Source organism: Peribacillus sp. NPDC097895, assembly GCF_050277555.1.
GTDB lineage: Bacteria > Bacillota > Bacilli > Bacillales > DSM-1321 > Peribacillus.
Window position 1 is genome coordinate 1,403,492 of the sequence record NZ_JBNNSH010000001.1, and the last position, 25,398, is coordinate 1,428,889.

The window sequence follows — 25,398 nt, forward strand, 5'->3', positions numbered from 1 at the left end:
AAACATGTGAGGAGCTGAAGAAAATGAAATATGAATTCAATGCAGAAAGACAATATGACATTATTGCGGTTGGCCGTGCATGCATCGATTTAAATGCAACGGAGTATAACCGTCCGATGGAAGAAACGATGACGTTTACGAAATATGTAGGTGGCTCGCCTGCAAATATTGCAATTGGCAGCTCCAAGCTAGGCTTAAAAGCCGGAGTTATCAGCAAAATCTCAGATGATCAGCATGGGAAGTTTATCGAGCAGTATATGCGAGGTGCGGGAATCGATACATCAAATATGGTCGTAGATCAAGAAGGGCATAAAACAGGATTGGCATTTACAGAGATTAAGAGTCCGGAAGAGTGCAGCATCCTTATGTACCGTCAGGACGTGGCAGATCTTTATCTGAACCCTTCTGAAGTCAATGAGGATTACATCAAGCAATCGAAAATCCTGCTTGTTTCAGGTACGGCTTTATCAAAAAGCCCATCTCGTGAAGCGGTGTTAAAAGCGGTCAGCCTCGCTAAAGGAAATGACGTAAAAGTTGTGTTTGAATTGGACTACCGCCCGTACTCATGGAATTCCCTTGAAGAAACAGCTGTGTACTGCTCTTTGGTGGCAGAGCAGGCAGACGTGGTCATCGGCACACGTGACGAATACGATGTAATGGAAAACAAACAAGGCGGCAAAAACGAAGATACGATCTGCTACCTGTTCCGTCATTCTCCTGAACTTGTCGTCATTAAACATGGTGTGGAAGGTTCCTATGCTTATACAAAATCAGGAGAAACATTCAAAGGCCAAGCATATCGTACAAAGGTATTGAAAACGTTTGGTGCGGGCGATTCGTATGCATCAGCTTTCTTATATGCATTAATTAGCGGAAAAGATATTGAAACCGCTTTAAAATATGGCAGTTCATCAGCCTCTATTGTAGTAAGTAAGCATAGCTCTTCTGAAGCAATGCCAACGGTAGAAGAAATAGAACAATTAATTGCGGAAAGACCTCAACATGAAGCAGTCGAGGTAGGAGGCAGCAACTAATGGGAACAATCAGATTAACAACAGCACAAGCGTTAATTAAATTTCTCAATCAACAATATGTTCATATTGATGGACAGGAATCTCAGTTTGTAGAAGGAATCTTCAATATCTTTGGACATGGTAATGTGTTGGGGATTGGGCAAGCACTTGAACAAGATTCTGGCCATTTAAAAGTTATCCAAGGAAAAAATGAACAAGGAATGGCTCATGTAGCCATTGCGTACAGCAAACAAATGCTTCGTAAAAAAATCTATGCGGTGACTACCTCAAGTGGACCGGGTTCAGCCAACCTTGTCACAGCAGCGGGAACGGCGCTTGCAAACAATATTCCGGTTTTATTATTGCCGGCTGATACATATGCGACACGCCAGCCTGATCCGGTTTTACAGCAATTCGAACAAGAACATAGTATTGCGATTACAACGAATGATGCGCTGAAGCCTGTATCAAGATATTGGGACCGTATTACTCGTCCTGAACAGTTGATGTCCAGTTTAATCAGGGCATTTGAAGTGATGACAGATCCAGCCAAAGCAGGCCCTGCAACCATTTGTATTTCACAGGATGTGGAAGCGGAAGCCTTTGACTATGATGAGAATTTCTTCAAAAAGCGGGTTCATTATATTGATCGCAAATTGCCGAATGAACGTGAGTTGAACGGTGCAGCTGAATTAATTAAAGCAAGCAAAAAGCCGGTCGTCGTTGTGGGAGGCGGGGCTAAATATTCCGAAGCACGTGAAGAGTTAATCAAATTTTCTCAAAGATACGACATTCCGTTAGTGGAAACTCAAGCAGGTAAATCAACGGTTGAGTTTTCATTTAAAAACAACTTGGGCGGACTTGGAATCACTGGTACACTGGCGGCCAATAAAGTGGCTCAGCAAGCAGACTTAATTATTGGTGTCGGTACGAGATTTACCGATTTCGCGACTTCCTCGAAGACGATTTTTAACTTTGAAACAACTAAGTTCTTGAATATAAACGTGAGTCGTATGCAGGCTTATAAGTTAGATGCATTCCCGGTTGTAGCGGATGCGAAATCAACGTTTGAGGCATTGCTTCCGATGCTGGAAGGCTACAAAAGCGAATTTGGCGGCACAATTACCGAGTTAAAAGAAGAGTGGTTAGCCGAGCGTGATCGTTTAAGTAAAGTTGTATTCAATAGAGAGAATTTTAAACCTGAAATTAAAAACCATTTCTCGCAAGAAGTATTAAACGAATATGCGGATGCGCTAAACACAGAATTGCCGCAAACGACTGCACTCCTTGCGATTAATGACACGATTGATCCTGACAGCATCATCATTTGTGCAGCCGGCTCACTTCCTGGAGACTTGCAGCGCTTATGGCATTCAGAAGTGCCTAACACGTATCATCTTGAATACGGCTATTCATGTATGGGATATGAAGTGTCAGGTACATTAGGATTGAAATTGGCCAATCCGTCAAAAGAAGTATATACCATTGTAGGGGACGGCAGTTTCCTGATGCTGCACTCTGAATTCATCACAGCCATTCAGTACAACAAAAAGATTAACGTCCTGCTGTTCGATAACTCTGGATACGGCTGTATCAACAACCTGCAAATGGATTTCGGAAACGGCAGCTATTATTGCGAGTTCCGAACAGATGATAACCAAATATTAAATATCGATTATGCAAAAGTAGCGGAAGGCTATGGCGCGAAAGCATATCGTGCTAATACGGTAGAAGAATTAAAGGCTGCTTTGGAAGATGCGAAAAAACAAGATAAATCTACTTTAATTGAAATGAAAGTACTTCCAAAGACAATGACAGACGGCTACGAAGGCAGCTGGTGGAATCTTGGGGTACCTCAAGTATCAAACCAGGAAGGTGTTCAAAAGGCATACGAATTAAAGCAAGAAAAACTTAAAAAGGCGAAGCAATATTAATAGGCGATGGAGTTTATGAACAATCAAGGTATTTCATAGACTTAAACAAGAAAACAGGCGAGCGACTTCATGGGGATTGCTGCATTGCGGATGTCACTGCGGAAGCTTGTGTGAAATCGGAGCAAACAGGAGAAAAAGCGCCTATCGAATTAGCGGCAAAGCAAAACTTATATAAAAAATGAAAAAGAAATGGCTAAAGAAGTCTGAAGATTATAAAATAACAAATTTGATTCTGTTGCAAAATTAAAATTAAGATTCAAAATTGTGCATGAATCTTAGCAAACATGCAGTAAATAACGGTTAAATCAAAACAGTCACAAAAAAGGGGAGTTTTATATTGCGTTTAGCATATGATCCGTCACATTATCGTGATAATACAGATTTAAAAGGTACTATCGATGCAGCTGCTAGATTAGGATATGAATATGTGGAGTTATCTCCGCGTAAAGATTTTATTTGGTTTTATGAATATCCAAAGGTTAATAAGCAGTTGATAAAAGACTTAAAAAGATATTGTTTAGATGCCGGCGTTAAAATCTCTTCAGTACTTCCTGTTCAACAATGGTCTTCACCAGTTGAAGAGGAGCGTCAAACTGCAGTTAAAAATTGGAAGCGTTGTATCGAAATCACTTCTGAATTAGGAGTAGATTTAATGAACAGCGAATTTAGCGGCGACAAAAGCCGTCCAGTTGAAAGTGAAGCTGCTTTTGTTAAATCAATGGAAGAGCTAATGCCACTTTTTGAAAAAGAAGGTATTAAACTTAATTTACAATCTCATCCTAACGACTTTATTGAGTTGAATACAGAAGCAATTCGAATGATTCGTGCACTAGATAAAGATTGGATTAAGTTGGTATATTCTGTTGCACACGCTTTCTATTATGATGATGGGATTGGCGATGTAAAGAAACACTTAGAAGAAGCTGGAGATTTACTTGCACATGTTCTAATTGCCGATACTCTAAATCATAAAGCAGCATTTGGATTACGATATATTATTAATCCTCCTAATGCAAACGTAACAATTCATCAGCATTTGAACCCTGGTGAAGGGGAAATAAACTTTGATGCATTATATCGGAAATTAAGAGAAATGAACTTTGATGGAATTGTAACAAATTCAGTATTCGCTTATCCTGATAAACCAGAATGGTCCAACGAAGTAACGCTGAAATCTATTAAAGAGGGATTAAATACTAATATCAGGATCTAACTTCTTGGATGGTTGATTATATTGAGAAATTAAAACAAATATTCAAATGTATTTACCTTAATCTGAACATGTAGCAGATTAAGGTTGAATTCAAACAGTTTTGGCGGAATCGCTACTGTTGCAATGTTTGGAGAAAAAGATTGATCGGAAGAATAAAGCAGATTTATGTTGCAAAAATGAAAAAAGGATTTGGCTTAGAATAAGATCCTTCGTTATAGCATAATGTTCTGATTCAGCCTTCAGGTTTTAAATCGGAAGGCCTAATCAATATTAATGGCAGCTTTACAGCGATTATAAGTAGAATGATGGATATTATTTTCGAAAGGGACCGATCTTAATGACTTTAGTATCTATGAAAGAAGTATTGATTAAAGCAAAGGAAGGCGGTTATGCTGTCGGCCAGTACAACATCAATAACCTCGAATCGGCGCAAGCATTTTTGCAGGCTGCGCAAGAGGAACAAGCACCTATCATACTGGCGGCTTCCGACAGGCTTGTTGATTATTTGGGCGGCTTTAAAACGATTGCTACAATGGTCATAGCCCTTGTTGAAGAAATGTCGATCACCGTTCCGGTCGTATTGCATTTGGACCACGGGATGAGTTTTGAACGTTGTAAAAAGGCGATTGATGCCGGCTTTACATCAGTAATGATTGACGGCTCCCATCATCCAATCGATGAGAATATCGCCATGACAAAAAAAGTGATTGACTACGCCCGTCCGAGAGGAGTATCTGTGGAAGCGGAAGTGGGAACAGTCGGCGGTATGGAAGACGGACTGGTCGGCGGAATTAAATATGCCGATCCAAATGAATGCTTGCGAATTGTAAAAGAAGCAGGGATAGATGCACTAGCTGCCGCTCTTGGTTCGGTTCATGGACCATACCAAGGGGAACCAAAACTTGGTTTTGACGAAATGCAAGAAATCTCTGAATTAACCAATGTACCGCTCGTTCTCCATGGAGGTTCGGGAATACCTGAATATCAGATCCAGAAGGCAATTAAACTTGGGCATGCGAAAATCAATGTGAATACAGAAAGCATCCAAGCATGGACACAAGCGATTCGTGAGGTTTTAGCCTCTGACGAGAAAGTATATGAGCCTCGGACTATTATCACGCCGGCTAAAGAGGCGATTAAAGCAACGGTCAAAAACAAGATGCAAGAATTTAGAACAAGCCATAAAGCATAAGGAAATAGGGTGTCCTAGAATCTACTTCTGGGTAACCCTTTTTGTATTAAAACAAGAAAACTTTTCTTTCTTATATGTTTGATTGGGGAAACTCTAATTTCTCGAATTTGTATAGATAAAACTAGCAAGGCCTTGAAATAAATTACTTGGACTACAACTAAATGGAAGTGATACTTTGAATACCTTACATGCTGCACGAGACAAATACATTTTTTTAGTCGTTTCCTTTATTTTGTGGTTCTCGCATTTTATCTACGTTCCCATTTTATCTCCTTATATTGAATCAATGGGAGGTAAGTATACCTTTATTGGTTTTGTGTTAAGCAGCTATGGGCTCATGCAGCTTCTATGTCGGCTTCCTATTGGAATCTTTTCAGACCTTACGAAATTAAGAAAACCGGTTATTGTATTTGGAATGTTAATAAGCGCGTCTAGTTGTTTGGCGTTTGCACTAACTGATAGTTTAGGGTGGGTGCTTTTATCCCGCTCTCTAGCTGGAGTGGCTGCAGCAACTTGGGTTGTTTTTACCGTGTTATATTCTAGTTATTTTACGGACCGGGAAATCCATGGTGCCATGGGCAGTATTTCGTTTGTTGTTGTTTTAGCACAACTGTTAGGCATGAGTATAAGCGGTTATATTGTAGAGGAATGGGGCTGGCATGCTCTGTTCTGGATTGGTGGAATTATGAGTATAGCAGGTGTGGTGCTTTCCCTTTTTATTTTTGAACCGAAAGAAGGAATTCAAAGGGAGCCAGTTAAGTTGAACCACTTATTATCTATTATTCGGGAACCTCTGCTTTTAAAGATTTCGATACTTTCTATTTTGGCTCACAGCATTATCTTCACCACCATGTTCGGATTTATCCCTACCTACTCACTGAAAATTGGGCTGCAAACGAGTGATATCAGCCTGGTTGTATTTTCATTTATGATTCCTCATGCCATCGCAACTCTATTTGCCGGAAAATTACTTGTTCCGGTATTGGGGCAATGGAGATCTCTAAAACTAGCATTTGGGTTAACCTCATTTTTTACACTCGTTATCCCTCTTGCTGACACAAAAGACTGGCTCTATGTTATACAAGGATTTAATGGATTTTCACTGGGACTTCTTTTTCCGTTGATGCTGGGAATGGCGATTGAGTCCATTCCTCACGAAAAAAGAGCCACAGCAATGGGAGTCTATCAAGCACTGTACGCAATTGGTATGTTCGTTGGTCCGTTTCTTGCAGGTGTCTTGAATTCATATATGGGGATTGCAGCAGGATTTTACTTTGTAGGTGTATTAGGAGTAGTTGCTACGCTTTTAGTTACCATTTGGAATAAGAACGAAAATGAAGTAAAGCAAGTTATAAATTATTTAGAATGAGCAGATAGAGTAAACATCGGAAATTGCTGTTTTACAATAGATTTTATTTTTGCCACCAAAAATAAATCTTTAGCATATGGATACCGACAAAGGTCATATTAACCGGGATGTGCTTTTTTCCAAATTGCGTGAGATCAACTTCAATGGAATCGCTACGGTAGTCGTGTTCGGGGGAGGAAGACAGAGAGGATGAGTTCAGCAGATTTATGCTGGAAAGAGTGACTCGGGAGTTATGGCAACTGGTTCGGCGATTTAATTTCTGATGGTTCTGGTCATGTCGAATAAACCCTTCTGATATGTGTTCAACATCAGTTTTAATTATCATCGAATATATAAGTGAAGGATCCTAGTGTGATTACTTTGATTTCATATGTAAGAGCTCGTATGAAATTAAAGGTAGGTGAATAAATAATGATGAAAATGAGAGATCAATTTATGTAAGAGAATAGTAGTTAGAGGTGATCAAAATGAGTATTAAAATTGCAAGTGCGCCTTGTTGCTGGGGAGTGGATGATCCTAAAAACCCATATCTTCCACCATGGGAGCAGGTGTTTCAAGAAGCATCACAAGCAGGTTATGAAGGTATTGAGCTAGGACCTTATGGATATGTTCCGATGGACATTGAACGAGTACAAGCAGAGCTTTCAAAAAACGATCTGACGATTATTGCAGGAACAATTTTTGATGATTTGGTAACAGAATCTAATTTGGAAAACTTATCGTATCAGGTGGACGACATTTGTTCTTTGATTACTAAACTTCCGCCCACACCGCAGGAAAAAGGGCAGAACTTTCCGACCAATTATCTCGTACTCATTGATTGGGGACATGAGGAAAGAGATTATGCAGCCGGTCACCCAGAGAAGGCAAAACGTTTATCTGCGCAAGAATGGGACAATATGATGGTACACATTCGTTCACTTGCGGAGCGGGCTTGGACAAAGTATGGAGTTCGTCCTGTCATTCATCCTCACGCAGGAGGCCATATAGAATTTGAAGACGAAATCCAAAAACTTTTGCAGGACATTCCATATGAAACTGCGGGGCTTTGTCTAGATACAGGGCACCTGTATTACTCAAAAATGGATCCGGTGCAATGGCTTCGAGATTGTGCAGAACGATTGGATTATATCCATTTTAAGGATATTAATCTAGATGTATATCAGCAAGTAATGGGGGAGCATATCCGGTTTTTCGATGCTTGTGGTAAGGGTGTTATGTGTCCGATTGGTCAAGGAATTATCGACTATGATTCTATTCGCAAATTACTGAAAGAAATCAATTATCATGGGTATATCACGATTGAGCAAGAACGTGACCCAAGAGATTCTGATACTAGTTTTCGAGATGTTAGTCGGAGTATCGCCTATTTAAAGAGTGTTGGTTTTTAGTTAAAAAAGGTTCTGCTGCAAGATAAAAGAAAAGGGAATAAAGAGCGTATATTTCTAGGAAAACATATTGCACTTTGCACCCCCATACAATTGATGAATAAGTTTTTACTGATTTTGGACAGACTGATCCTGTAAATCAATCCGTGCTTTTTGATTATAAGCTTGGCTTCTATACTAGGGAAAATGGATGTAGCTTTGTCAAAAGAATAAAAAAGGAAATAACGGTGGTTATACTTAATCTAACTGTTTCAGTTAAGAATAATCAATTTTAGGAACTTGAACAAGTGCAAGAGTAAAGACGCTTTTCCAAATTCCCCCCCATAATCTCATCTGTAAAGATGAGGTCATTTTTTATGATACTTTTTTGAGAGTTTAAGTGTTCAGTCATAAAAAATGTCTTTAAAGTATAAAAAAAGGTCTTCATAAAACAAATACGATTACTACATATTGTCTTATAATTACAAATGTAGGCAAGTAACAATTAGTTAAATTTCCTATCTAATATAAAGCGTTTACATTTGGGGTTCTATCAATAAGTGACAACTTTCATAGTAACGAATGGTGAAGATGCCGGGTAAATTGTTTATTTGATAACATAATTTTAAAGTATTAAAAGGAGTCTTCATAAAATAACAGTGGGTAAAATGTATTGTCCTGTAATTACAAATGTAAACCAGTATTTTCAGAGGGCTTTTAACTAGAAACACAAATTTAGTATAATCTATGTTTTTGCTAAATCTCAGCCTGGAAGGGGGTTGGTTTCTACCACTTTTTGTAAGGGGTAATTAGTATATTAAAAATAAAAAATGACTTGAATTGTATAAAAGTACATTCAATATCAAATAAATTCTTAGGAGATTACAAGAATGAGATTATCTTATGTAACAGATAGTTTGGGACACTTACCCTTTGAGAAAATGCTTGATGTTATTAGTGAAATGGGAGTTGATACGGTTGAAATGACGACTGGTGGATGGTCACCAGCGCCCCATTTGAGATTAGATGAACTATTAGAAAGTCAAAATAAAAGAAATGAATTTTTAACCGCATTAGAAAAACGCGATATTAAACTGTGTGCTTTAAATTGTTCTGGAAATCCCTTAGATCCGGGTGAACTGGGCAAAGAACATCGAGAAGTTACAAATAAAACATTTCAATTAGCGAAGTTATTAGGCGTAAAGAAGATTATTATGATGAGTGGACTGCCGGCAGGAAGCCCAGAAGATAAAATTCCTAACTGGGTTACATACACTGTAAGTTGGCCTCCGGTTCTAAAAGATATTTTAGATTATCAATGGAATGAGGTAGGGATTCCATATTGGAAAGAACTAGTTGTTAAAGCTGAAGAATGTGGTATTGAAAAGATTGCACTTGAAAACTTTAGTTCCCAATTGGTGTATAACCCAGAAACATTATTTAGATTACGTGATGCAGTTGGACCTATTGTAGGCCTAAATTTAGATCCAAGTCATCTAATATGGATGGGAGCGGATCCCATTTTAGCAGCTAGAGAATTAGGAGAAGCTATTCATCATGTTCATGGTAAAGATGTTCGCCTCGAGAGACATTTATCAGGTATTAACGGTGTGCTGGAAACAAAAGAAGTTACGGATGTAGCGAATAGAGCCTGGAATTATGTAGCGGTAGGTTGTGGACAAGATTTGCAATGGTGGAAAGAGTTTTTCTCCGTGGTTAAGATGATGGGATATGATGGGGAAGTTTCTTTGGAAATGGAAGATCTAACTATGTCAGTAGAAGCAGGGGTAAGAACGTCAATTGATGCTTTAAAACAAACACTTAGCTTTTAGTTTAAACAAATGAATTTCTTCAGATACTTAAGTGGTTATAATTTTCCGAATATTGCGAAATGGTTATTTTCTTCCAGTTATTCAAAGCAGGAACATTCAAAATAAAAATTATTTGAAAGAGAGGAATTTTACTATGTTAAATGGAGAGAAGAAAATTGCAAGACCGTTACGCTGGGGTATGGTTGGCGGAGGACGACTTGGACAGGTTGGTTATAAACATCGAATCGGGGCACTTAGAGATAATACAGCTTTCCAATTGGTAGCTGGGGCATTTGATATAGATCCTGCTAGAGGAAAAGGCTTTGGTGTGAACATTGGTGTTGCTGAAGAACGCTGCTATCCAGATTATAAAACGATGTTTGCAGAGGAAGGAATGCGTGAAGATGGTGTTGAGGTTGTTTCAATCGCAACTCCTAATGGTACTCATTATGAAATTTGTAAGGCCGCATTACTAGCTGGTTTACATGTCATTTGTGAAAAACCATTGTTTTTTACGACTGAAGAGGTTCTAGAAATTAAGGCACTAGCTGAGAAAAAAGGCAAAATCATAGGTGTAACATATGGATTCTCTGGTAACCAGCTGCTACTTCAAATCCGGGCAATGGTTGAAAAGGGAGAAATCGGTGAAGTGCGATTAGTCGAATTACAGTATACGCATGGGTTTAATGCCACTGATGATGGAGACAAAATGAATGCTGCACAAAAGTGGCGCGTGGATCCTAAAGTTGCAGGACCAAGTTATGTGTTAGGTGATCTATCTACACACACGTACTATATGTCACAGTTAATTCTGCCGAATATGAAAATTAAAAAGTTATTATGTGATCGTCAGAGCTTTATCAGCAGTCGTGCGCCGTTAGAGGACAATGCTTACGTTTTAATGCACTATGAAAATGGCGCTGTAGGAAGACTTTGGACATCTTCTGTCGATGCAGGTTGCATGGATGGACATCGCATTCGCATCGTTGGTTCAAAAGCAAGCTTAGAGTGGTGGGACAGCAAGCCAAATGAATTACGATTTGAAGTGCAAGGGCAACCGATCCAAACGTTGATTCGAGCGATGCCTTACTTAGATGAGAGTTGTAACGCGGATGAGCGTTTAGGTGCTTTACACCAGGAAGGGCTTTCAGAGTCATGGGCCAACATTTATCTGAAATTTGCGATTGCTATTGATGCGAAAATGCGTGGGGATCAAGAAACTCTAGATACACTTGTTTATCCAGATATTAATGCGGGACTAGAAGGCGTTCGCTGGATCGAAAATTGTGTACGCTCTGCAGATCAAGGAGCAGTTTGGGTGGATTTTGAGAGTAACAAAGAAACTTTGTTAGTGGGAAAAACTTATTAAATTTAGTAAGCATCAATATCGATTGGAAAGTATCAGAATACTTCATCAAAATCGTGGGATTGGTGTAGAAACCAATTCCATGGCTTTTAAATAAAAAGTTGTGTTTTCTCTGACCCAGATGTAATAAAAATCAGCCAAAAAATAGACTAAAAAGTCCAGAATATTATAAAAAATTAGATAAAATTCGCTCGTTGTAAGTATTAACGCTTGATTATCAGAAATGACAAACATGGTTAAGCTTTATAAGTAACGCTTATGATAGTTTGACCGGAGGTATTAGGGTCCGATTTTAATAAAGCCAAATTAAAATATATAGTCTCTTAGGTAGAATTTCAAGAAAAAATATTGTGTTTTTTGTCTCTAATCAAAAATTTCATGGATCTTTGAATGAATTATTAGAGAGTGATATTCAAAGAGAAAATTATGTAAGCGTTTCAAAAACTAAGAACTTGAAATAGTGGCTTTATATTTACAATGATATCCGTTGCATGATTTTTAAGGGGGATGTGATGGTTTATTCTATTTGTCTTTGTTAATAGGTGATGTTTTCTTTACCAAGGAGCTTAACGGTTAAGCACTTTTTTTACATACATACAATTAGCAAAGGGGGAATATAACATGGAAAACATCAAGTTGTCTGATGATTATTCAGTTAAAACGGAATCTGACCAGAAGAAGGACCCGAAAAAATTTCTAAAATTAGTCACCATAGTATCAACTTTTGGGGGTCTATTATTCGGATATGATACAGGGGTTATTAATGGTGCACTTCCTTTTATGGCTCGACCTGACCAATTAAACTTAAATCCTTTCACTGAAGGTTTAGTAGCAAGTTCTTTAATATTAGGCGCGGCTTTTGGTTCAATATTTAGTGGACGCCTATCAGATAATACAGGGCGTAGGAAGGTTATTTTGTATCTTGCAATGTTATTTTTCTTTTCTACAGCTGGTTGTGTTATAGCACCAAATACAACTATAATGGTTGTTTGCCGTTTTCTATTGGGACTTGCTGTCGGAGGTGCTTCTGTAGTAATCCCATCATATCTTGCTGAAATAGCTCCTTCAGACAGGCGTGGTATTTTGGTTACTCAAAATGAATTGATGATTGTTACTGGACAATTTTTGGCTTATATATGTAATGCAGTTATTGGAAATGTTTTTGGAGATGGAGGACATGCATGGCGTTATATGTTGGTGATTGCGACGTTACCAGCTATAGCGCTTTGGATTGGAGTACTTATTTTACCTGAAAGTCCTCGGTGGTTAGCGTCAAAAGGAAAAATGGCTGAAGCATTGAAAATACTTCAACAGATTCGTAGTGAAAGTATCGCTCAACAAGAGTTGAAGGAAATTAAAGCCTATATTTCAAAAGAGAAAAAAATAGAATTAATGAGCTTCAAAGATTTAAGGACTCCTTGGATTAGACGTATTGTGATTCTTGGTATTTTTATAGGATCTATATCACAATTAGTAGGTATAAACTCTATTATGTACTATGGAACACAAATACTTGAAAACTCTGGTTTTGAAACAAAAACAGCATTAATTGCAAACGTAGCAAATGGATTAATTGCAGTTGTTGCAGTTATTGTTGGTATGTCTCTGCTGAATAAAGTGAACAGAAGGCCAATGATACTTTCAGGCTTAACGGGTGTGACGGTTGCGCTTATTACGATTGGTATTTCTACTCTAATGCTTAATGGATCTCCAATGTTGCCATATGTAGTATTATCCATGACGGTAGTATATTTAGCCTTTTTCCAAGGAGCTATCGGCCCGATGGTGTGGTTAATACTTGCTGAAATATTCCCTGTTCGATTACGTGGTATTGGTATGGGAATGGCAGTGTTTTTTTTATGGATTTCTAATTTTGTAGTAGGTATATTCTTTCCTGTTCTTATGAACGGAATCGGAATTTCAGGAACATTTTTCTTATTCGCTATGTTTGGTGTTGTGGGAATAATATTTGTAGCGAAATTCTTGCCAGAAACTAGAGGATTATCATTAGAACAAATAGAGGCTAACTTTAAAAGAGGAAGCTGATGGAAATCAGAATTATTGTAATGATTAATCTGAAATCCAATCAAGATAATTGATTTTTAAGAATTGATATAAAATTAAGAATAAATAAGCATATTTAACATAATTCATAGTCTTATCTGTAATGATAAGACTATGAATTATGTTCCTTTATTGGGAATTTAAGGGTCTTAACAGAAAAATGGCTTAAAAGTATAAAAAGAAGTCTTCTTAAAACAAATACGATTACTATATCTTGTCTTACATTTATAAGTGTAAGTATAAATAACTATTAGTTTAATCTCTGACTAATATTAAGCTTTAATATGTAGATTCCATAAATAAGCGACGCCTTAAATAGTAACTAATGGGGTAGATATATTTTAAACGGTCTTTAAAAAATAACATTGATTATAATCCTATTGCCCTGTATTTGTAAATGAGTAATTTCAATAATAACTTTTCTATAGAAGGAATAAAAAATAAAATTGTACTAGATCCATATATGTATCGACACCTGAAAATTCTCAAAAGGTAGATTTAGTTGCAGAATTTGACTACAAATATATCGAATTATCACCGCGAGAAGACATCCTGCCGTTCTATAAACATCTTAGAGGAATATTACATTTGAGTAAAGGGCTGTTAAAAGTTCTTTGTCTGAATTATTATAAGGTAATTGCTATTTTTAAAAGCCCAGATTTTCTCATATGGGAATAGTTCAGTATAGCCTATCCGTATAAGGTGAACTAATGTATCCAAATGTACACCTTTAAATCTCTGAATTTTAAATAAATTAAAAATAATTCACTTGGCCATTACGAAAATAAAGAAAAATTGAAGTAAACGGATCAAACGAACATACGCCATTTTAGATAGTCATCAACCCAGTATAAATCTTTGAATTGTTGCCTGTTATATGGTAATCGGAGGAATCCCTACATGTATTACGTTATGTACAGGTAGGCAGGAGTAAGATCCTATTAAGGTATTAATCAGGTAGCAAATAAGCTTATTCATTAAACAATCCTTTTTCATCCTAAGACAGGGGGACTTTTTTTGAATCTAAATGAATATACAGCGGGAAAAATCTCTTTGAATCAATATGTTCATCGTTTGGCGCACAATGGAGCTTCTTTTTATGTTCACTATTGGGGGGTCATGCCAACTCATTATAATAATCTTCTTCATAAACATTCCTTTTTTGAAGTGTGTTTTGTAGTGGATGGGGAAGGGGTGTATATAGACAATGATTGTACCTATCCGTTACAAAAAAACACCATGTTTTTTTCAAAACCGGATGTGTTGCACCAAATAAAAAGTGAAAGCGGACTATCTCTCCTCTATGTTGCGTTTGAATTGATAGAATCGGAATCAAGTGACGAATGGATAAATATCATGGAGGAAACTAAGCAATGTCCCGAAGTGATTATGGATTTGAATGAAGATAAGGATTCAATGGCTGCGCTACTTTGGAAATCCCTACTTATCCAAGCGACAAAGACCGAACAAGCTTTTTTCGAAGAAATGCTAGGAAATTTGGCTTATTCCCTCATTCTTTCGTTAGTGCAAACTTTTGTTTCTCATTCACATAATGATAATCACCATACCTTTCCTAAAACGTCTTCTTCACTCTTTAATATAGCGAAATTGTATATCAAGGATAATCTATCGCAGCCTTTAAAACTTACTGATGCAGCGAGTCATTTGCATATATCTGGTCGGCACCTGTCTCGAATATTTGTCTTGGAATCAGGTGTAAGTTACTCTGAGTTTGTTCAAAATGAGAGAATACAGAGAGCTGCGACCTTACTCAAAACAACAGATTTATCCATTAAATATATTTCGGAAGAAACCGGATTTAAAAATATTCACTATTTTACTCGCGTTTTTACTTCTGCTATGGGTTCTTCACCAGGGCGTTTTCGCTCTCTCTATATAGACTTAAAAGCAACTGCCTATACAGAGGGGCAGGTGCAAAAACAATTACTAAAAAAATAGAACTGTGAATCTAATAAAGGAAAATTAACAGGAATGTTTCATCTTGTTAATGGCTAAGAGACAGTAGGTGCTGGAAATGTCAATGCGATGGGCCAAAAGATGTAATTAGAGGGGTTCAATTTAAGGTAGCTCGGGGACAACACATTGGATTGAAATGCGTGCGAAATCAAGTACTGTTCGATTTATCGACGGGAAAAATAGTTTGAAAAATGCCTGACTTGTTTTAAAAAGTAACGTATAGAGTAGATACTAAAAAGTTCTAACTCTAAAATAATTCTATTTATGCTAACACCAGCGTAACGTAATCAAATATTAACTTTGGAGGGAATTAATAATGCCATTAATTAGATTTGATTTAATAGAAGGGCGAGATAAAAAATCTTTGAGAAATCTTTTAGATGCTTCTCACCGGGCAGTTGTTAAAGCTTTCGATGTACCCGAAAAAGATCGATATCAAATTGTTCACCAGCATCCAGCTCATGAATTAATAATAGAAGATACCGGGTTAGGTTTTGAGAGAAGTAAGAACTTAGTAGTAATAAGTGTAACTAGTAAGCAAAGAAGGAAAGATCAGAAGCAACATTTTTATAAAGTTTTGGTTCAAGAGTTGGGAGAAAATTGTGGAATAGAACCAAATGATATTATGGTTTCAATTGTTACCAATGGCGATGCTGATTGGAGTTTTGGACTAGGAGAAGCCCAATTTTTAAATGGTAAATTATAAATAAAATTCTCTTAAATCCATTGCCTCAGACGAAGTGCATTTATGTAATAATCCTTAATGATCGTACAAATAACTGAAGAGAAAGGCACCTCTCAATATGAGAGGTGCCTTCACCATTTTGTACAAGCTGATATTACAACATGGGTGGACGTTCGTGTGTCCGTGGTGCCTGACACCAAGAATCTTATTTTTTCAACTTCTTACCAAGCGTCTGCTAACTTTTCAATTCCTTTACGTATTTCCAATTCTTCTAAGCCGGAAAAACCGAGTTGAATAGTGGGGTGACTTGGGTAATTCTCTATGTAAAAAGGGGAGCATGGATATACTTTAACGCCGTTTTTGAGCGCTTCTTTGACGAGCCACTCTTCACTTTGATTTGTTGCAACTTCAATGACAATATAGAGGCCAGAGGAGCCACCTATTATTTTTACAGTATCTTTAAAATGCATTTGAATGGTGTCACATAACACCTTCATCTTCCGTTTATATATTGTTTTCATTTTACGTAAATGTGCATACCAATGTCCTTCTTCTATAAAATGATAGATTGTACGTTGGTGAATTGTTGAAGCTGTTTGTTGTAGTAATGATGCAATTTGATGATACCTAATAAGTAATTCTTTTGGTAGCACCATATAGCTCAGCCGAATGGAAGGCAATAATGCCTTAGAAAAAGTACTCAGGTATATGACATGGTCGCTGTTTGTTAAACTTTGTAATGAAGGTATAGGCTGTTGTTTATAGCGAAATTCACTATCGTAATCATCTTCAATAATATATCCATTCACTTTTTCAGCCCATTCAATTAAATTATATCTTTCGTTGATAGGCATCGTTATCCCTAGTGGAAACTGATGTGATGGTGTTACGTAAACCAACCGAGCATTACACTTATCTAAGAGTGTGATGTCAATACCATCCTCTTTAACAGGTATGGGGACAACTGAATAGGATAGGAATGAAAAAAGTTCTCTGGCCCCATTATATCCGGGATCTTCTACAGCAATTTGAGTATGTTCTTCTTTTAATAGGATGGATAAGATCATCAAAAGTTGCTGTGTGGTACTACCAATAACAATTTGGTCACTGGTTGCTCTTACCCCTCTTGAGTGAAATAAATACTTTGCTAAAGATTCTCGTAATAATAAATCCCCTTGATTCTCTCCATATTGATAAAGCAGATTATCCTTTAGGACTTTATTCGAAAGTGAGCGCCATTTCGCTAGAGGGAAGTTGTTTCCATCTACAGCTCCAGCTTGAAAATCAATTGTAGGATTTACAATACTCTTAGAGGAAGCTTTGGTATGAGGTATTATCTCGGAAATAGGTAATAGTTCCGAAATAGAAGCTTGTACATAATAACCTTTTTTATATTCACTGCGAATGTAACCCTCTGCTTGTAATTGTTCATACGCCAGCTGTGTCGTATTGCGGCTCACTTGTAGCAGCTCTGCAAGCTGCCGAACAGATGGTAATTTCGAATTCTCTCCAATTTTACCTGAGACAATTTGGGCTTTAATATAGCGATAAACTTGTTGATACATAGGTAGAGTGCTATTTCGATCAACAATAAATACAAGTTCTTTCATTCTACGCACCTCATCTGTCATTTTTAAATAGTATAAACTGCACCTTTTCGAAATGACAAGAAAAGTGAATAATGGCATTATAAATAATTCGTTGAAAAGGAGAATGTAGCATGGAATTTCAAAAAGCTCTTTATTAATATACGTTCCTATTTTTGGGTAATATAAACTTTCAATTTTATTTTAGGAGGAATGGAAATGGAACAACGCATTAATTATCTTGAAGTAGCACCTGAAGCAATTAACATTATGATGGAAATGGAGAAGTATACTAAATCTACTGGAATAGACCGTAAACTGCGTGAACTAATTAAAATCCGTACTTCTCAAATGAATGGCTGTGCTTTTTGTCTTAATATGCATACCTCTGACGCTCGAAAAATGGGTGAAACGGAACAGCGTTTATACTGCGTCAGTGCATGGAAAGATTGTGATTTCTACACAGATGCTGAAAAAGTGGCATTAGAATTAACTGAACATGTGACGTTAGTTCCAACAAAGCGTGTACCTGATGATCTTTATAATCGAGTGCGTATACATTTTAGCGAAAAAGACTATGTAGATCTTATTATTTTGATCAATCAAATTAATAGTTGGAATCGACTCTCCATTTCAATGGGGAATTTCGCAACTGCAGTAAAATAAGAAATTTTTATCTCTATATAAGTGTGGATTTTTAGAAAATATATCGCTTTAATGGAGTACGGATCACAGACATGATCAAACTTTTTTATAAAAGAATGATTCAATTGCAGATAGAATAATCGTGTTTTGATCAATCTTTTTTCAAAACACGCTTTTTCAATCTGCTCTTTATCAAGGTAATTTAATCAAACTTTATTCCAAGTCTATAAACGGGCAGGTTAGTTCATTAAGCGTTGTATAGTCGAACTATGTAACATTAAAATTTTATACTTCCTTCCATTATTTAGTTTATAATAATAGTAAGGAGTTGTTTTTTAATTGAATGTTAATAATATAAGTACATCCATTTCTGAAGATATTATTATTACTAATTTGACAGGTTACATAACCCTTGCTGATGTGAACACATGGTTCAATTCATTTGAGAAAACGTGCTATTCATTTATTAGACAAGGAAAAAAGTATAAGTTGTTAGTTAATCGTAAAGGTTATACTCCAGAACATTTTTCTGTGCAAAAATTGTGGAAAGACAAATTTTTCTCTAATAATATTTTAGAGAACTCAATTGCAGTCGCATTTTTATTAGAAGAAGGGGATATTCTAATTCACCTTGAAAAGTCTAATACCAAAGACAACGCAATGTTCTCAAGTAACTATGACCAATTAATTCACTGGCTTACTAAATATAAATAATGAATTTATACTCCTAAGTTGCTGAAAGGTAACTTTTTTTATTAACCCTTTATGAACTAACGGGTGCGTTATCTGAAGATCAGAGCCGTCTTGTTTTTGGTAATGGTATGTATTAACATGACGGTCATGTTATTCAGCAAACGGTCAGATAATGGAATTAGACTTGGATATTTATTTTAATAAATAAGAATTTAATAATGCCTCCATCTATTGGTTAACATTTTTTTGCCTATTAATCCTTCTATATTAAGACAAGTTTTATCATGAGTCTGAAATTCCCGCTCTTCACCGTAGTAAAGCAATCATTTTATGCTTTCTCAGAACAGTTCAGTAAAAACAAAGTCATATCTAGCCGATTGTGTTAATAAAGGTATATTGATAGGGAAAGATATTTTGTAACGGATTTGATGAAGTTAATCATTTTATTTGGATAATAACGTTCTTAAAAAAACCTGTTGGGTATGCAACAGGTTTTTCCATCTTCAACTAAAGGTGTTTGTATTTCCACATGGGTGTTCTTATGTTGTTATTCTAAAAATCAAAAGCAGGAACAATTTTTAATTCTTAGTATTACCTCATCTTTTTTATCAATTAAAGTTGATCTTTGTTTGAACCCAAAAGTGGATCAACTGATTTATCCTGCTCCTTTTCATCAGTCGTTAACTCAGGATTATTCTCTTCCTCTTTAACATTTTCATCAGATACTAATCCCTTGGTTGCACTCTTGAATTCAGTTAAAGTACGTCCAAAAGCCCGGCCGATTTCCGGCAACTTTTTTGGTCCAAAAACAATCAAGGCAATGACAAGTACTAATATTAAACCTGGAATTCCGATATTTGAAAACATTTAATCAGCTCCTGAAATTTGAATTCTTTACAGTGTAATCCAAAGACGATACACTGTTTCGCCACGGGGACGTGCTATCCTCCACTCGGGTGCTGAACTGCAATGAATTGTGTCTTTTCATTTGGTGAAAACATAGTACTGTAGGCAAATTCAGCTGTTTTCAAAAAGCAAATAAAAGTCTACTGAAATGTCTTCCTCGATATCAACTAATCCGACATAATCGGACCTAAATGAGTTGCTAATTTGGGGAATAAGTTGGTTCTTAAAGTCAATTTAAATAAACCTTTAGGGGCTATACTTTAAGGTTCATTTTTCTTAGTTCTCCCTTAAAACTTAACAAAAAATGCAGTAAAGTACATGATTAATAGTCCAATCGCGAATCCAGAAAGGTTTAACCATGAAACAGATGCTTCATTATGTTTTCTATGATCCTCGATGAGCATTTTTGTAATTACATAAATTACTTGAAGAATTGCTCCTGCACCAATACCAAGGAACAAAGCTCCCCAAATAGGTGAGAAGATGAATCCGCCCACCCATGTACCTACAATGGCGGGTGCCCCTGCGATAATTCCCAGTAATAGAAAGTCTCTAAATCGAGGTGTGGTCTTTAATAAAGGAGCAGCGATTCCAATCCCTTCCGTAATGTTGTGTAGGGTAAACCCTATGATTAAAAAGGTTCCTAAAGCAGCTTCACCTAGTGCAAAGGAAGAACCAATTGCCAAACCTTCTCCAAAATTATGAAGTCCTATCCCGGTAGCCATCAACAAAGCCAGACCAAAAGGAGAATATCCTTTCTTTTCGTGTTTTCTTTGTTGATACTGATCAAAACCGATCAATAATAAGAAGGTTAAGGAAGCCCCAATTATGACAACCATATTCCCCTGAAAGACAGAAGGTACTTCTGCTCCAATTTCAAATCCATCAGCCAGAGTCCCAACAAATAAGAATAAAAGAAGCCCAACGGTAAGGGCAAGAATCCCATTTATAGATTTTCGTGAGAATCGTTTCATAAATGGATACCACAATAACCCCAATGTGATCGGGACAATTCCAACGTAAAATCCGATTAAGCCGTAATTAAGAAAGTTGCTCCAGGAGGTTTCTGGAGTGAGTGTGGCAGCTGCAATTTCACCTTCCGTGATAATCCCATTCTCTGTGATTACTTTAATGGTATGTGGATCACCTTCCACCCATGGGTAAGAGATGGTCACCTTTCCCTCATCAAATCGTTCAAGTTTTGCTTGAGGAGAGACATTGTAATTCCACACCGAATCATTAACCATCACTTGAGAAATCGTTAAGGGTTTGGGTCCGGTATTACTAACAGATAATTCGAAACCGGTTTTAGTTACATTGATGCGTTCAATGTTCAAGACTTCTATCGGTGCTGCAGGATCTTTTTCTACACCTGCTCCATTCTTCAGCACCCACCCCAGCACCCCTATAAGTAATACTAACGGTATTAAAACTGTAATTAACCATTTGCCCTTCATATTATCCCTCCTTTTTTACTCGACCTCAAAGAATCCCATCCAGCCTAACTCAGCAAATTCACTTACATGGGCATGAAACATATATATTCCCTTGTATGGAAACCGAACTTCAATAATTCCACGTTCTCCCTGACATTGCATGATAGTATCTGTGAACTGAGAGGGGTTATCGTTTCTTCCGGTTGGATAATACGTAAAGTAATTCGCATGCAAGTGAAACGAATTTAATAAGTCGAATTCTGTTAAATTACTTAGATAGATCCTTACGAGTTGATCTTTTTTGATTTTAATAGGGTGATTCATAAATGCGAAGGCATAGCCATTCACCGTATAAAACTCGTTTTCTCCGTCTAAATCCAAATCAAATCCATTCATAACCATGTTTAACTCTAATGCCGGCTCTCTTGGCTTCTTTGGATCAATAATAAAATTACCGTATAAGCCTTTATGGATATGGCGGGCTAGGGGGAGCACATGGCAATGGTAAATTTGTAATCCGTATGGCTTCGCTTCAAATTCGTACGTGAATTTTTGTCCAGGATAAATGGAAGTTAAACCGTCCATCTCTGGAGGATGGATTCCGTGAAAATGAATAGAGTGAGGATGGCTGCCCCCATTAATAAAGTGAAAACGCAAAAGGTCTCCTTCAGTACAACGAAAAGTTGGTCCTGGAATTGTTCCGTTATACGTCCAACCTGGAAATTTAATTCCTTTGGCAATTTCGATTTCTTTATCCAGTGCCACGACTTCATATTCCCGGAGTATTTGTCCGTTTGGCAGCTTGGTAACTTTTCCATAATCAAACTCAGTAAGGAGCCGTTCAGCCATTTTATAACCTGTAGTTTTTGTTTTATCACTCATAATTGCATGATTGGAATGATGGCCATTCTTATGAGACGAATCATTGGATGCCTGAGCCACAGTTGGGAATTGTGCCATTTTATTTAAGTAATAAGATCCAGCTATTCCAAACGCCCCTGCAGTCCCCATCTTTAAAATATCTCTGCGGGAAACCTTTTTCTCATCCGACATTACTTGACCCCCTTCTAAAAAGTTTCCTTAAGGAAACTTTTTGTTGTATAAGCTATACTTTAAGTTAGGTACAAGTTTAATGTCAACTCTTTTTTTCAGAATACTTGGTATACGATGACACGCACGTATGGATCTGCGAGAGGTGGATGAACAAAGATCTATACGGACGGTTACAGAGTATATATTGCTGCAAAAAGGTGGGAATGGATCTAGTTCCTATTGTTTATGAGAAATAAACTTTTGCATAATCACAAATAGAAAAGAGAAGACTTGTACTTCAATAGTTGGTTGCTATGGCAACTTTTTTCTTACGGAATAAAAGGGGCAGTAAAGTTCAAGAGTGCATAGTGATTTATTCGATAATTTATCCATTTTATGGATAACGCTTATTGAGCTAACTGAGGGTTGAAGAAAGAATGTTATAATAAACTCTATTATTTTACTGTTTTGCATTGGAGGTACTAAACTTGGAAATTAGAAAAGCAAGGAAAGAAGATATAAAGGGCATATCACGAGTTTATGTTGATAGCTGGAGGACTACTTATCGTGATTTAGTACCTGACGATTATCTGGATGAATTATCGTATGAAGATGCAGAAAAAAAATGGAATGATTTTTTAAATAACGAAAATGAACCTTTTATATATGTTGCTATTAATGAAACAGGGAAAATTATAGGTTTTGCATCCGGTAAAAGTATAGATGAGAAGAATTACGATGGAGAACTATATTCGCTTTACCTCTTACAGGAATGTAGAGGATTTGGTGTTGGTAGGCAGCTTATTTCAGCTATTGCTAAACATTTTAAAGAAAAAGGTATTTATTCTATGATGGTTTGGGTAATGAAACAGAATAATTCTGGACTTGGATTTTATGAACGTATGGGAGGAAAAGAATACATTCATAGGACCAGTACGTTTGGAGGAACCATAGTAGAGGATATTGCTTATGGCTGGAAGGATATCTCAGAATTATGTATTTAGTAAGAGTATTAAAGTTTTACATGCGTGTAACTTGTTTAATTAATGGGCGCGATTTTTGAATAAGATTCGCTTTTCTTAATGATACAACTGGTGCTTTAGCTGAAGATCGGAGCTGTCTTTAAGGCAGCTTTTTCTTATGGAACTATCGGGGCAGATAGTTGAACAACTTCATAGGTAACAATGTATCTTATATAATGGAATCACAAAAGAAGGACTATTTTTCATTAACATGAGGAGAGAAGTAATGTGCGATTAGCTACTACATTAGATAATGAGGAATCTAAAGAAATAAGAAAGTGGTTAGAACAATACATATTTCCAAACGATTTCCTTGAAGATAATTTTTTTAATACAAGTACAGTTTTATATTCGGTTGATTTAAATAATCACCTTACTCTTTTCCATTCAGTTGTTCATAATCTAAAACCTGCAAAATTTTCTCCAGAAGATTTAAATGAATCTTTATTAGAAGGATGTAGAATGTTTGGGATAAATGAGGGGTGTAATTATTTTAATGTTAATGTTCACGATAATATTTCAAGGGTAATAGAAAGCATTGGAACTTATAGTTTAAAGAGACGGGATAAAACATCTGTATTATTTCCATTGTATTACCTATTGACTGAAAACACAGCTGGTGAAGGCGGTACTTCTTATACTGGACTTATAGGTAAGGATAAAGAATGGATGTTATCAATTGAGTTCGAGAATGAGATAATTTTTAAAGTTCATGGTAATGAAAAATTTTGTAATTTTGTTAAAAAACTATTACTACAGAATAAAGAAACATGAATGCAACCATTATTATTCAACTTTCAGGTGCTTTAGCTTTAGAGAGCTGTTTTTAAGGCAGCTTTTTCTTATGGAACTAAAGGGGCAGGTTAGCTGAATAAGGGGCGAATTACCAATACATAAGTTTTGATATTTTGAGATAATCAACAAGCACCAAGACTTTGAAGGTAATAGGGTGGATTATGTGAAGAAAATATTATACAAGTTAATTGGCTTGGTTTTAGGTGTATTAGCAGTAATTGAATGCATAAAATTAAGTAAACATTTCATGGGGAATGTATTACTAGGACTACCAATCGGAATATTTATTGCAGCCTTAATAAGACAATACACAGATAAAATTGCAAATAAATTGTAGGATCCATAAAATACATAGTTAAATAACTTAATCTTAGTGAACTAACGGGTGCGTTAGTTCATTATAAAATTGCTATACCAATTAAAAAGTAAAGAAACCATTTTGATCTATCTTTTTGTCAAAATGGTTTCTTTTTATTTGCCTTAAAATAAAGGCTCACATAATATTTCAGATAAAATTCATTTTCAATCAAACAATATAAAAAAACGCCTATCGGATAGATAGACGTCTACGATATATATTCTACAAAGACGGAATACGCAATTTAACCGTCCTATGCATTTGGTCCACTTAGCCGAATTGACCACGCAAAAATCGAGCAAGGTGCAACGATAAGTATGCATGAACACATAAATGATGAAATTTTAAGTTATATGTGGCAAGGCGAAATGCTCCATGAAGATTCAACAGGCTTGAAAGAATCTTGCTCACCAACAAAGCAAATGCTAATGGGTGCTGGGAAAAGCTTCTTCCATGAGGAATCAACACCAACAGGTCCAGTTGAAATGCTCCAAGTATTTATGCGTCCGTCGGAAAAGGATTTAGAGCCACGCGTTCAATTTGCGGAAATGCAACTACCAGAAGTCAGTGAATGGCGTTTAATTGCAGGACCAACAGAATCAGATGCCCCACTTGAACTTCGTCAGCAAATCATTGTTTATGATGTACATGGAAAAACAGACGAAGCCTTTATATTACCGTTTGTGGATGGCTATACACCTTGGCTGTATGTAATGGACGGAGAAATTACTGCGCATGGGAAAATCCTACGTAAAGGCGATGCAATTTCAGATACTGCGGAAGAGTTAACAACAATCCAAATGACAAAGGATACAACCGTTGTGCTATTCCTAGTCGACCTAGAGGCACCAATGACACTTGCTGGTAATTTTAGTGGCGTCAAACGCTTTTAAGATATTGAAATAATAATAGGGCTTTCTCTTTATCGAGGCCG

At 36.6% G+C, this 25,398-nt stretch carries 21 protein-coding genes and 1 pseudogene; 18 read left to right on the forward strand and 4 right to left on the reverse strand.

All coding sequences use genetic code 11. The features are described 5' to 3' along the window. Window positions 1-23: 23 nt before the first annotated feature. From iolC to ACQKMH_RS06800, 12 genes and pseudogenes are all read left to right on the forward strand, one after another. Entirely contained in the window at window positions 24-1,034 is a 1,011-nt protein-coding gene (gene iolC / locus ACQKMH_RS06745) for a 5-dehydro-2-deoxygluconokinase (RefSeq protein WP_427586650.1), read from the forward strand. Continuing rightward, on the forward strand, window positions 1,034-2,947 hold the full coding sequence (gene iolD, locus ACQKMH_RS06750; RefSeq protein WP_427586651.1) for a 3D-(3,5/4)-trihydroxycyclohexane-1,2-dione acylhydrolase (decyclizing): 1,914 nt from the start codon (window positions 1,034-1,036) through the stop codon (window positions 2,945-2,947). Before iolC ends, iolD begins: the two co-directional genes overlap by 1 nt. A gap of 337 nt (window positions 2,948-3,284) precedes the next feature. Beyond that, window positions 3,285-4,160, forward strand: coding sequence for a sugar phosphate isomerase/epimerase family protein (locus tag ACQKMH_RS06755; RefSeq protein ID WP_133346985.1), 876 nt, complete (start codon window positions 3,285-3,287; stop codon window positions 4,158-4,160). A 337-nt stretch (window positions 4,161-4,497) separates the two neighbouring features. Beyond that, window positions 4,498-5,352, forward strand: a complete 855-nt coding sequence (fba, locus tag ACQKMH_RS06760; RefSeq protein WP_427586652.1) for a class II fructose-1,6-bisphosphate aldolase — start codon at window positions 4,498-4,500, stop codon at window positions 5,350-5,352. A 175-nt stretch (window positions 5,353-5,527) separates the two neighbouring features. Then, a complete protein-coding gene (locus ACQKMH_RS06765) occupies window positions 5,528-6,721 on the forward strand; it encodes an MFS transporter (RefSeq protein WP_427586653.1) in 1,194 nt (397 codons plus the stop codon). Between the two features lie 467 nt (window positions 6,722-7,188). Then, window positions 7,189-8,112: a sugar phosphate isomerase/epimerase family protein gene (locus ACQKMH_RS06770; protein WP_427586654.1), complete on the forward strand. Its 924-nt coding sequence runs from the start codon at window positions 7,189-7,191 to the stop codon at window positions 8,110-8,112. 866 nt (window positions 8,113-8,978) lie between these two features. After that, window positions 8,979-9,920, forward strand: coding sequence for a sugar phosphate isomerase/epimerase family protein (locus ACQKMH_RS06775; protein WP_427586655.1), 942 nt, complete (start codon window positions 8,979-8,981; stop codon window positions 9,918-9,920). 133 nt (window positions 9,921-10,053) lie between these two features. Continuing rightward, complete coding sequence (locus tag ACQKMH_RS06780) at window positions 10,054-11,268, forward strand: Gfo/Idh/MocA family protein (RefSeq protein WP_427586656.1); 1,215 nt, start codon at window positions 10,054-10,056, stop codon at window positions 11,266-11,268. A gap of 618 nt (window positions 11,269-11,886) precedes the next feature. Then, on the forward strand, window positions 11,887-13,311 hold the full coding sequence (locus tag ACQKMH_RS06785; protein ID WP_427586657.1) for a sugar porter family MFS transporter: 1,425 nt from the start codon (window positions 11,887-11,889) through the stop codon (window positions 13,309-13,311). 1,035 nt (window positions 13,312-14,346) lie between these two features. Continuing rightward, window positions 14,347-15,288 (forward strand): AraC family transcriptional regulator, encoded by a 942-nt coding sequence (locus ACQKMH_RS06790; protein ID WP_427586658.1) that lies wholly within the window; start codon window positions 14,347-14,349, stop codon window positions 15,286-15,288. Between the two features lie 98 nt (window positions 15,289-15,386). Continuing rightward, window positions 15,387-15,505: pseudogene (gene glpX, locus ACQKMH_RS06795) on the forward strand (fructose-bisphosphatase class II); the annotation flags it as partial. Between the two features lie 117 nt (window positions 15,506-15,622). Next, entirely contained in the window at window positions 15,623-16,012 is a 390-nt protein-coding gene (locus ACQKMH_RS06800; protein WP_427586659.1) for a tautomerase family protein, read from the forward strand. Between the two features lie 200 nt (window positions 16,013-16,212). Here ACQKMH_RS06800 and ACQKMH_RS06805 read toward each other — a convergent pair whose 3' ends face one another. Beyond that, window positions 16,213-17,601, reverse strand: coding sequence for a PLP-dependent aminotransferase family protein (locus ACQKMH_RS06805; RefSeq protein WP_427586660.1), 1,389 nt, complete (start codon window positions 17,599-17,601; stop codon window positions 16,213-16,215). 195 nt (window positions 17,602-17,796) lie between these two features. Between ACQKMH_RS06805 and ACQKMH_RS06810 the strand changes: the two genes are divergently transcribed. Continuing rightward, on the forward strand, window positions 17,797-18,243 hold the full coding sequence (locus ACQKMH_RS06810) for a carboxymuconolactone decarboxylase family protein (RefSeq protein ID WP_427586661.1): 447 nt from the start codon (window positions 17,797-17,799) through the stop codon (window positions 18,241-18,243). A gap of 318 nt (window positions 18,244-18,561) precedes the next feature. Further along, window positions 18,562-18,936 (forward strand): STAS/SEC14 domain-containing protein, encoded by a 375-nt coding sequence (locus ACQKMH_RS06815; protein WP_427586662.1) that lies wholly within the window; start codon window positions 18,562-18,564, stop codon window positions 18,934-18,936. 591 nt (window positions 18,937-19,527) lie between these two features. On the opposite strand, the gene ACQKMH_RS06820 is transcribed toward ACQKMH_RS06815, so the two are convergent. The 3 genes from ACQKMH_RS06820 to ACQKMH_RS06830 all read right to left on the reverse strand — a co-directional run bounded on the left by ACQKMH_RS06820 (window position 19,528) and on the right by ACQKMH_RS06830 (window position 22,310). Beyond that, on the reverse strand, window positions 19,528-19,782 hold the full coding sequence (locus ACQKMH_RS06820; protein WP_427586663.1) for a twin-arginine translocase TatA/TatE family subunit: 255 nt from the start codon (window positions 19,780-19,782) through the stop codon (window positions 19,528-19,530). 326 nt (window positions 19,783-20,108) lie between these two features. Next, window positions 20,109-21,278 (reverse strand): ZIP family metal transporter, encoded by a 1,170-nt coding sequence (locus tag ACQKMH_RS06825; protein ID WP_427586664.1) that lies wholly within the window; start codon window positions 21,276-21,278, stop codon window positions 20,109-20,111. A 15-nt stretch (window positions 21,279-21,293) separates the two neighbouring features. Beyond that, complete coding sequence (locus ACQKMH_RS06830) at window positions 21,294-22,310, reverse strand: multicopper oxidase domain-containing protein (RefSeq protein ID WP_427586666.1); 1,017 nt, start codon at window positions 22,308-22,310, stop codon at window positions 21,294-21,296. 467 nt (window positions 22,311-22,777) lie between these two features. Between ACQKMH_RS06830 and ACQKMH_RS06835 the strand changes: the two genes are divergently transcribed. The 4 genes from ACQKMH_RS06835 (at window position 22,778) to ACQKMH_RS06850 (ending at window position 25,357) form a co-directional block, all read left to right on the forward strand. Beyond that, complete coding sequence (locus ACQKMH_RS06835; protein WP_427586667.1) at window positions 22,778-23,293, forward strand: N-acetyltransferase family protein; 516 nt, start codon at window positions 22,778-22,780, stop codon at window positions 23,291-23,293. A gap of 246 nt (window positions 23,294-23,539) precedes the next feature. Then, window positions 23,540-24,085: a hypothetical protein gene (locus ACQKMH_RS06840; protein ID WP_427586668.1), complete on the forward strand. Its 546-nt coding sequence runs from the start codon at window positions 23,540-23,542 to the stop codon at window positions 24,083-24,085. Window positions 24,086-24,269: 184 nt separating this feature from the next. Further along, the gene (locus ACQKMH_RS06845) at window positions 24,270-24,443 is read left to right on the forward strand and encodes a hypothetical protein (protein ID WP_427586669.1); all 174 of its coding nucleotides are present in this window, start codon (window positions 24,270-24,272) and stop codon (window positions 24,441-24,443) included. 314 nt (window positions 24,444-24,757) lie between these two features. Then, window positions 24,758-25,357 carry a pirin family protein gene (locus tag ACQKMH_RS06850; protein WP_427587529.1) on the forward strand — a complete coding sequence of 200 codons (600 nt, stop codon included), beginning with the start codon at window positions 24,758-24,760 and terminating at the stop codon, window positions 25,355-25,357. Window positions 25,358-25,398: the final 41 nt, after the last annotated feature.

Bases quoted from the DNA above. Each gene is read 5' to 3' on its own strand.
- iolC (WP_427586650.1), top strand. From the start codon at position 24: ATGAAATATGAATTCAATGCAGAAAGACAATATGACATTATTGCGGTT.
- ACQKMH_RS06770 (WP_427586654.1), top strand. From the start codon at position 7,189: ATGAGTATTAAAATTGCAAGTGCGCCTTGTTGCTGGGGAGTGGATGAT.
- ACQKMH_RS06825 (WP_427586664.1), bottom strand. From the start codon at position 21,278: ATGAAGGGCAAATGGTTAATTACAGTTTTAATACCGTTAGTATTACTT.
- ACQKMH_RS06785 (WP_427586657.1), top strand. From the start codon at position 11,887: ATGGAAAACATCAAGTTGTCTGATGATTATTCAGTTAAAACGGAATCT.
- iolD (WP_427586651.1), top strand. From the start codon at position 1,034: ATGGGAACAATCAGATTAACAACAGCACAAGCGTTAATTAAATTTCTC.
- ACQKMH_RS06805 (WP_427586660.1), bottom strand. From the start codon at position 17,601: ATGAAAGAACTTGTATTTATTGTTGATCGAAATAGCACTCTACCTATG.
- ACQKMH_RS06780 (WP_427586656.1), top strand. From the start codon at position 10,054: ATGTTAAATGGAGAGAAGAAAATTGCAAGACCGTTACGCTGGGGTATG.
- ACQKMH_RS06820 (WP_427586663.1), bottom strand. From the start codon at position 19,782: ATGTTTTCAAATATCGGAATTCCAGGTTTAATATTAGTACTTGTCATT.
- ACQKMH_RS06775 (WP_427586655.1), top strand. From the start codon at position 8,979: ATGAGATTATCTTATGTAACAGATAGTTTGGGACACTTACCCTTTGAG.
- ACQKMH_RS06810 (WP_427586661.1), top strand. From the start codon at position 17,797: ATGGAACAACGCATTAATTATCTTGAAGTAGCACCTGAAGCAATTAAC.
- ACQKMH_RS06800 (WP_427586659.1), top strand. From the start codon at position 15,623: ATGCCATTAATTAGATTTGATTTAATAGAAGGGCGAGATAAAAAATCT.
- ACQKMH_RS06830 (WP_427586666.1), bottom strand. From the start codon at position 22,310: ATGTCGGATGAGAAAAAGGTTTCCCGCAGAGATATTTTAAAGATGGGG.
- fba (WP_427586652.1), top strand. From the start codon at position 4,498: ATGACTTTAGTATCTATGAAAGAAGTATTGATTAAAGCAAAGGAAGGC.